This is a genomic window from Flavobacterium sp. (genome assembly GCF_031422135.1).
GTDB lineage: Bacteria > Bacteroidota > Bacteroidia > Flavobacteriales > Flavobacteriaceae > Flavobacterium.
Window position 1 is genome coordinate 1 of sequence record NZ_JANOQD010000079.1, and the last position, 7,951, is coordinate 7,951.

Sequence of the window (7,951 nt, forward strand, 5' to 3'; positions counted from 1 at the left end):
TAACGGATATAATACTTGTGCTACTTTTTCGGCAAGTTCATTAATAATGGAATCGGCTTCTTTGTTATCGAAAAAGATTGTTGAAGTTCTGTTTATCTCAAATAAAAAATGTTGTTGGGGAAGTTTTTCTATGCACTCAACGCTTACTTCATAATCCATTGTGGTTGCTTCTTCGCCAGTTGTTGAAGTGCAAGATATGCCGTAATACGATTTACTTTTTGTAGGTTTTAATCGTAAAATCGAGCCTGATTCTAACGGTGCTCGTGGCACATTTTTAAGGTCTTTTTCGTCAAAATGAGGTTGCATAAAAAGGTGTGTCAAGCCTTTTGGGAGTTCGTGTATAATAGTTTCTTCGTCATTTGCTATTATGTTGTGAAATCCTACGAGTTGTTGTTTATCGATTCCTAGTAATTTTGTTAAACTCTCAACGGTTTCGTTTGGTAGTAATTCGTAACTGCTATAACTCGATTTGTCTGTTAGGTAATAATTGCGTGGCATTTTTCTTTACGTTATTTTTCTTTTTTAATTTGTTTCTTTTTAGCGGAATGTTGCGAAAAAGGGTATCATATAACGTCTCGTGGCTTTGCGATGGTGGGGTTAAGAAAGCCTTAACATTGGATTAAAGACTGAAAATAAAAAGTACAAAACCAATATTGAATTAAGCCCTAAAACCCCACTATCGCAAAACCGCTGTTGTGTGTTGCCGCAACTTGGTATGGTGTTCTTTTTTAGATAATATCACTTTTTCCATAGGTTATTATTAAGTTTCCGTAAGATGCTATTTTTCTTCCGTAAGATGTTATTTTTCTTCCGTAGGTTACTATTGAACTTCCGCCTGACAATATAAACCTAAAGTAAGAGACGATTTTTCTTGCGTCTCTTACTATTTTATTACTCTAGGTTTTTATTACTCTTCTGTAATATACTATGCCTTTTCCGTATGATGATTTTGCATTTTAGTAAGACGTTATTTGGCTTCCGTATTTTATTTTTTGATTTGGCTCGTTTGTAAATTATTATTGAGTTTTGACGATACTTTATTGAAACTAAATTGTTCTTGTTTTGGCTTATCGGTTTTGAGAAAGTTTTGGGCAATTTTAGCAATACTTATTACTTGGTCATATATTTGATTGAATGCTGTGATTGCTTCGGCTGTGATTTCTTTTTTGGTTCCTTTGAATGCTTCTTGTGTAATATTTGCAGTTTTTAGGGTATTTGCGTAACTGATGATTTTATCTAAAGTTTCTTGCGCTGTTCCTTTTTCGACTATTTCGGTTGATAGTGTTGTGGTAAGGTTTAATTTGAATTGGTACAATAGGTTGATTAGTGCTTCTTGGTCACCTTTTTGCGAGGATTTATGGTTTGCTGTGAATCCTAATTGTGTTAATATTTCGTTTTTGTGTGTTGCTTCCTTTTTGAAATCTTGTTCGATTTGTACTTTTACTTCTGCAAGATTGAGTAGGGCTTCGGACTGAATACTTAATACAACTTGGGTTGCTTGGCGCATTTCTCTAGCGGCATCTTTACCAAGATAAGTGTCAGTTGTGGTTTCGATTTGGGCTTTTATGGTTTCAAAAAATGGGTCTGCCCATATGCTTCTTTTGGCTTGTAGTATTGCTTTGTTGGCGATGGCATTTTCGATTATGGTACTTGCTGTTACGAGCATTTCGACATCTTTTACTTTGTATTTCCTTGTTACTGGTGTTGTCATTTTTATGTTTCTTAAAAGTTTATAATTTCAAATATATTGATTTTTGATTTATATACTTTATAGTTTAATAAGTTTTTTAAACTTTGTTATAGAATTATCTAATAATTTCCAAAGGCATTCCTTTTTGCTTTCTGTGAAAATAAATAATTAAACTTATACCTAGACTCTTTTCGTTTTTAACTTTGGGCTCGTATTTGAATCCTGGCAGTTCGAATGGTAACACAATACTTGCAAGTTTTCCATTTGCGTATAGTTTTAATTTGTACAAATCATCAGGTAAAGCAACTAAATCTTTAAATTTTGCTATCAATATAATCTTTAGCGGTATGCATTCCAATTTTTGCTTTTTTCATAACATATTGTACAGCTTCTAATTTTTTACCTTCTAACAGTAGTTTGTCAATTTCTGCATTATCAATCAATTTTTCAAAATGATTATTTTCAACTTGATTATGTGTATTCTTTTCTGTCATAAATTTATCAATAATTATTTTAGCAGAGAGTAAATCAATGTTTGTAGTTTCTATGAGATATTTTACAGCTCGAAATTTTTCACCTGAATCTAAAATTTGCATTAATATTGTTTTTTCAACCCTAATATTGTTTACAATTATTGTAGTCTCTTGGTCTATAAAATCAAATAGTTTTGAATATTTTATAGAGTTACTATTTTTAGAAGTGTAGTTGTAACTATTTTTTGGATTAGTAAAACTTACAAAAAATGAAAAAATGAAATCTTTAAGTAATAACGATGGGATAGCAATAAAAGCGATGGGTATTAACCATCCATAAAATGGAACTTCTGCTTTTGTAGTAATCATAAAGTACAATGTAATTATACCAATACTCAAAAATAGTATAAGTGCTAGTATCATAATTACATTTATTTTTTTCATTTCTTTAGAATTAAGTTTAATATTTATCTAATTATTTCCAATGACATTCCTTTTTCTCTTCTATGAAAGTAGATATTAAGACTAAATCCCATTGCTTCCTCGTCTTGAACTTTTGGGTCGTATCGAAAACCTGGCAATTCATAAGGCATTCTAACACTTGCCAATTTGCCATTAGCATAAAGTTCTAATTTATAAATGCTGTCTGGCAATGCTAAAATATGTTTGTCTTTTGGATGGAATGATGGGTTATCATCTTGAGGTAAATAGAGTAATTTATTTAGCTCTAAATCTCTTCTGCCAAATGCTTTTTTATAACCTATAGCGTCTGAATTTTGATATATTTTTGCAATTTTATCATTCCAAGCAATAATTTCTTTAAACAATTCGTCTTTATCTTCTTTAGATAGATCTACAGAATTCTCCCAACCTTCAATTTTAAATGGAAGTTCGGCTTGAAATATATTTTTTATAACGTAGGTAGGTAATTCTTTTTTGTCTGCAAATGTTATCTCAATTTCTTCCGAAACCAATTCTTGTTGGACATATTCTTGAATGGCTTCAGTTTTGAATATTTTTATTCTTACAAATGCTTTGGATAAAATAGTTGTGCCGTTTTTTAATGGCATAACCACAACTTCAAAATGTTGCAAGCCATTTTTGATAATTGACAAATTTATAGGCCATTCAATTGTGGCGGTACTCATTATATCCTCTTCTCCAATATGTCTATAATTAGGAATGCCATTTACCGAAAGTTCTACCGAACATCTGCTGGATGTTATTTCAGCAACATAATAAGGGTTTTTTATCATTATATTTTAGTTTTATATTTTAAATAGCACCGTCTCTTTTGTATATATCATCTACGGCTCTGTTGTATCGGTCGTATAGCATTTTGGCGGGTAAACCATTCGTTCTTTTAGGATTCCAAAATTCCTTGTTTATATTTCTATTATTAATTTCTATATTTTTATTAGAATCTATTTTTAAATTTTCCAGTAAATACTTTTCGACTATGGCAGGAAGCTCATAGAAGTCTTTGTTTACATCGTCTCTTATTCTTAACTTTTTATATTTTTTATCCTTCATAAAAAAGGAAAATTTATTTAACCACCAAGCATCAGAATTTAATTTCCATTGTGGAGGTTCATTAAAAAAAATAATCCATTCAGCACAATCCCTATCGGTGGTATTTAGGGCAAGTAATATTGTGTCGATTATTGACCATTTAATAATGCATACCATTTCAGATACTGGTTTTGTTATTGTAAAGCCAATATTATCAAAAGCTATTGTGTGTTTATTTTTATCTTGAATTAAATAGTTCATAAATATTTTTTATCTGATTTAAACCAAGGCTCAACTGGTTTTTCAATAATTGTAAATTCTTTTTTGAAGTAGGTATGAAACTGTCTTTTTTGGTTTAATGCAAATACAACAATATTTACTTTCATACCAGTAAACTCTAGTTTATGTTGACTGTACATTCCTTTTTTATCGCCTTTTATGTTGTATGTGTACATTAACCCAGAAATTATACTTCCTTCTCCTTTAAATTTTTCTACTTGTGCTTTATCGGTTGTACCATCACTGGTTACAATTGTTAATGTTACTTTTTCTCTACTTTTGATACCCACTTTTCCTGTCACAGCCGCTTCGAGTTCTAGTTTTTGTTCTCCTGCTTTTAAACCCTCAATTTCGTTGTAGGCTAAATTAAATTCGGCTCTTGCTTGAAACGAAAGTTCAAAAATAATATAAATCTCAATATTTGCTTGTTGAGTAAATGCTTCTAAAAGCCAACTTACTATTTTACCTTGTAAGCCAAAATAAGGAATCAGTGATATTAAATCTACTCCAATTTTAATTCCTGTAATTGGTTTCAAAGCCAAACCGCCTGAATATTCTTTGACAACTTTTGAAGTGTCTATGACTTTTTTGTTAGTTATTCTTAATGCAAGTGCTACATTTGGCGCTTCTAAATCAAAAGTTGCTTTTGGGTATTTTCCTTGTCTAAAAGCCAATGATTCGTTTTCTCTGCCTTTTCCATTAAAATCTTTAGTTAAATCTACTATTGTATTATAGAATCCTATAAGTTCTTTTATTTGGTTTTTTGTAGTACCTAATTCAATCGAAGAGGTAATATTATCTACTTTAACTTTTGCCTGCAATCCAAAACCTAGCCCTCCTTTTTTTTGCTCTAATATTTCTAGTTGACCATCAACTAATTTCATTCCTTTTTCTCCATTATATCCAGTCAAGACATCTCTCTTTCCAATTCGATTCACTCCTCCGTCGCCTGTTTTTACATCTTTAACATTGGTTTCTCGGTTATAACTTTTAAATAATGTCAAAACAAACGCCAATTCTCTTTCAACATTTGGATAAACATTTACGTTAAGAATGCCAGCGGGTTGTGCACAAGTTTTTGCAATAATTTGATATTTAGTTATTGAGTCTGGTATTATAAAAAATAATTCGGGATTAGTACGAAGTAATACAGTATTTGCTTTTGCCATTAAATTAACGGTTACATTTTCGCTGCTAATAACTTCTGCTTTTTGCTTTTCTCCATCTATAAAAATTTCGACTTCTTTTTTATGATTCACTTTAGAGAAACATTGCTTGTTATCAAATTTTTTATAACTTAATTTGAGTTCCTTTTTGGAAGATTCACTAGAGCCTGCAATGGTTTCGTATATTAAAATATTTTTATTTTTTACTGCATCGTATATTTCAGTTTCAAATACATCCTTATTACTGTCTTTGTCAGTAATGATAAGTTTGTCATATCTGCAAGGGGATGCATTATTATGATTCACATTAGGTTTTCCTATTTTATAAGGAGTAATATTTGTAGGCGAAAGAAACGAAGGCATTGCAAAACCATTGCTTACTTGAATAGTGGTGTGTTTTTCGTTATTGCTAATATCTGGAACATAATTGCCTGTATTGGGGTGTTTTATTTTTACATAAAACGATTCGGTGGGTTGTAGTATTTGCCAAAAAGTGGTTTTTACTTCGAGGGTAGTTTTACCATCGACTACGGTCGGTGTTTTTATGGTTGTTACTAATTTGTCGCCTTCTGTTTTATAGATTTCTACCGATAAACCTTTGTAGCCGTTGAGCCCTTCGGTTGCTAAATCAAGGAAAATAGTTGTGCCAAATGAAACTTGACTTGTTATAGCTGACCCTTTTGGGGCAGTACTCCATTGTGCTTTTGTAATTATGGAGGTGCAACTTCCCATTACATACAGCCCAATTTCTCTAACGTCGGTCTTGCCTGAAAGACTGGCTTCGAGATAATAGGGATAAGCTCCGCAAAGGTGTTTTGGAATAGTGAACTTAAAGTTTTGACTTGCGGGAACAACTAATTTACCTATTACTTTTCGGGCTGGTGTTTGCCATATCCAAGTAACCCCTTTTTGTTTATCGGCTTCCGTGGTTTCGGCTTCCCACTGGGTAACACCAAATACAATTGGCTCATTTGCTAGGGCAATAATTTTTGTTTTTCTAGATATTTTCATATCTATTTTTCCGCTTTGATAATCTATTTTTTTTACTCCTTTTGCCATTATTAGGTTTTTTTATTATTCGGCTACTGCTTGCAATCCTTCGTTTTTTGCTTCTTCTTCCATTTCGTCCAAGTTTGTCATTGGATTGAGTTGGCTTTGCACGTCTTTGTCGGCATTTTTTGCATTCTGCTGGTTGGGTTCGGCTTTTTGACCGTGTTTTGCAATTTCGATACAATCAGGTCCTCCAATAGGACAAGTGGCTTTACTGTCTTCTAATAATGGATTGCCTTTGTTTTCTTCGTAGGTTACTTCTTCATAAGCACCTGACCATTTTGTAATTGTTGCCATACAAGGATTGTAACTTGTTCCGTTGGGTTGCATTTTGCAATTGCCAAAGGTATTTTTTTCGAGGGTTTGCCCGATTTCCATTGTGGTAGCAATGAGTTTTTTACTTCCGTCTTTATCGTTGGCAAATGCTTTGGTTTGCGAGAGTACTTTGAGTTTGTCGGTTTGTGGGGCTACGCTATGTTTGCATTTGCAAGTTGCCCCTTGTACTACTACGTGTTTTTCACTCATTGTTTTGTTTTTTTAGTTTGTTAAGGCTACTATAACTTCAATTTTTTTTGGTTTGTCTAGCAATACTGAACATTGTAAAAATAGTGATTCTATGGTATTGTTTTTTGAATTTATAAAATATCTTGAAGTAAATGTTCCTTGTGCTTTTACGGCTTGAGGATTTGAGAAACTATAATTGGGAAATGGCAAGCCATTTTCTATATCTGCTTTAGAACGTTCTTCGTTTAGGATTCCGTTTTGCTCTACAATAACTTGGTTAAATTCGTCTAAATACTCATCGGTGGTTTGTTCGACTTTATAAACCAATGGTTTAATTTTGGGTAAGATGGGAAATGTGATACTGTTTTCAAATTTTAAAAATGGTGTGTAATTGATGTAGATGCCACCAAAAAAACTACTCAAAAACCAATCTGATTCTAAAGAAATTTGTAAACTGCTTTCGTTTTCTAGAGTTTTATCTGTTAATTCTAAATAGTCATTTACCCAGTTGCCACTGTGGTATTCTAGAATTTCTTTTTTTGATTTTTCCCAACGCTTTTTAATTTCGTTAAAGTTGTGTATGCCAATGTATTTGCCTTCCTCATTGACTACTATTTGTAATGGATAAATGTTTTGGGTTACTTTTTCTGCCAATTCATCAAGCATATAATTGGGTTCTTCATCATTAATGAATATTTCACTTTTGTTGATTTCGTAAACAAAGTAGCCGTTGCTTTTTTGTTTGCATTCTAGACTTATTTTACAGGATATGGTATTTGTAATTGAATCCTCAGTTATGATGTTATAATTCACATTATAATTTACTTTTTTGTCGGTTGGTTTGGCTCTTAAAGTGTATCCCGATTCAAAAGTTGTCATAGGATGTAATTCTTTTCTGAACTTGCGTATGTGTGGATAAACAAGTAGTTCAGTTATATGAGTTGGGAAGTTATGACCAATTGTGTCATTCCAATTGCAACAAGAGTTGTGAAATCCCCTAACTTCAAAAGGGGTTATTCCTAATTCTACGGCGACACTATCGACAGTATCTCCTTTTTTTAATTTGTGTATTCGGTATTTTTCCAAAGCCTCGTCTTTTTACGTTGTTTTTTTGCGTTTCGATTCCAGTTTGTGTAGTGTCATATCCTAAAATACGTTGACCTTTTTTTAGGTTAATAATTGATTCAAATTTAAACTTAATTGCCGGAACATTGATAAGTTTTTTAAAAAATTCCCTTCGGGTTTTAAAAACTTATCAACATTCCTACGATGCAAAA

At 32.0% G+C, this 7,951-nt stretch carries 9 protein-coding genes; all 9 read right to left on the bottom strand.

Annotation, left to right across the window (positions count from 1 at the left end; genetic code table 11):
- Positions 1–498, bottom strand: a 498-nt coding sequence (locus RMO70_RS10615; RefSeq protein WP_310556413.1) for a hypothetical protein, incomplete at its 3' end; no start/stop codon positions are given.
- A 487-nt stretch (positions 499–985) separates the two neighbouring features.
- A complete protein-coding gene (locus RMO70_RS10620) occupies positions 986–1,711 on the bottom strand; it encodes a hypothetical protein (RefSeq protein ID WP_310556414.1) in 726 nt (241 codons plus the stop codon).
- A 94-nt stretch (positions 1,712–1,805) separates the two neighbouring features.
- On the bottom strand, positions 1,806–2,021 hold the full coding sequence (locus RMO70_RS10625) for a hypothetical protein (RefSeq protein ID WP_310556415.1): 216 nt from the start codon (positions 2,019–2,021) through the stop codon (positions 1,806–1,808).
- Positions 2,005–2,607, bottom strand: coding sequence for a hypothetical protein (locus RMO70_RS10630; protein WP_310556416.1), 603 nt, complete (start codon positions 2,605–2,607; stop codon positions 2,005–2,007). The genes RMO70_RS10625 and RMO70_RS10630 overlap by 17 nt, the downstream gene beginning before the upstream one ends.
- A 23-nt stretch (positions 2,608–2,630) precedes the next feature.
- A complete protein-coding gene (locus RMO70_RS10635) occupies positions 2,631–3,419 on the bottom strand; it encodes a hypothetical protein (RefSeq protein WP_310556417.1) in 789 nt (262 codons plus the stop codon).
- Positions 3,420–3,438: 19 nt separating this feature from the next.
- Positions 3,439–3,936, bottom strand: a complete 498-nt coding sequence (locus RMO70_RS10640; RefSeq protein WP_310556418.1) for a hypothetical protein — start codon at positions 3,934–3,936, stop codon at positions 3,439–3,441.
- Positions 3,933–6,179 carry a hypothetical protein gene (locus RMO70_RS10645; RefSeq protein ID WP_310556419.1) on the bottom strand — a complete coding sequence of 749 codons (2,247 nt, stop codon included), beginning with the start codon at positions 6,177–6,179 and terminating at the stop codon, positions 3,933–3,935. Before RMO70_RS10645 ends, RMO70_RS10640 begins: the two co-directional genes overlap by 4 nt.
- 15 nt (positions 6,180–6,194) lie before the next feature.
- Complete coding sequence (locus RMO70_RS10650; protein WP_310556420.1) at positions 6,195–6,695, bottom strand: DUF4280 domain-containing protein; 501 nt, start codon at positions 6,693–6,695, stop codon at positions 6,195–6,197.
- A 12-nt stretch (positions 6,696–6,707) separates the two neighbouring features.
- On the bottom strand, positions 6,708–7,760 hold the full coding sequence (locus tag RMO70_RS10655) for a hypothetical protein (protein ID WP_310556421.1): 1,053 nt from the start codon (positions 7,758–7,760) through the stop codon (positions 6,708–6,710).
- Positions 7,761–7,951: the final 191 nt, after the last annotated feature.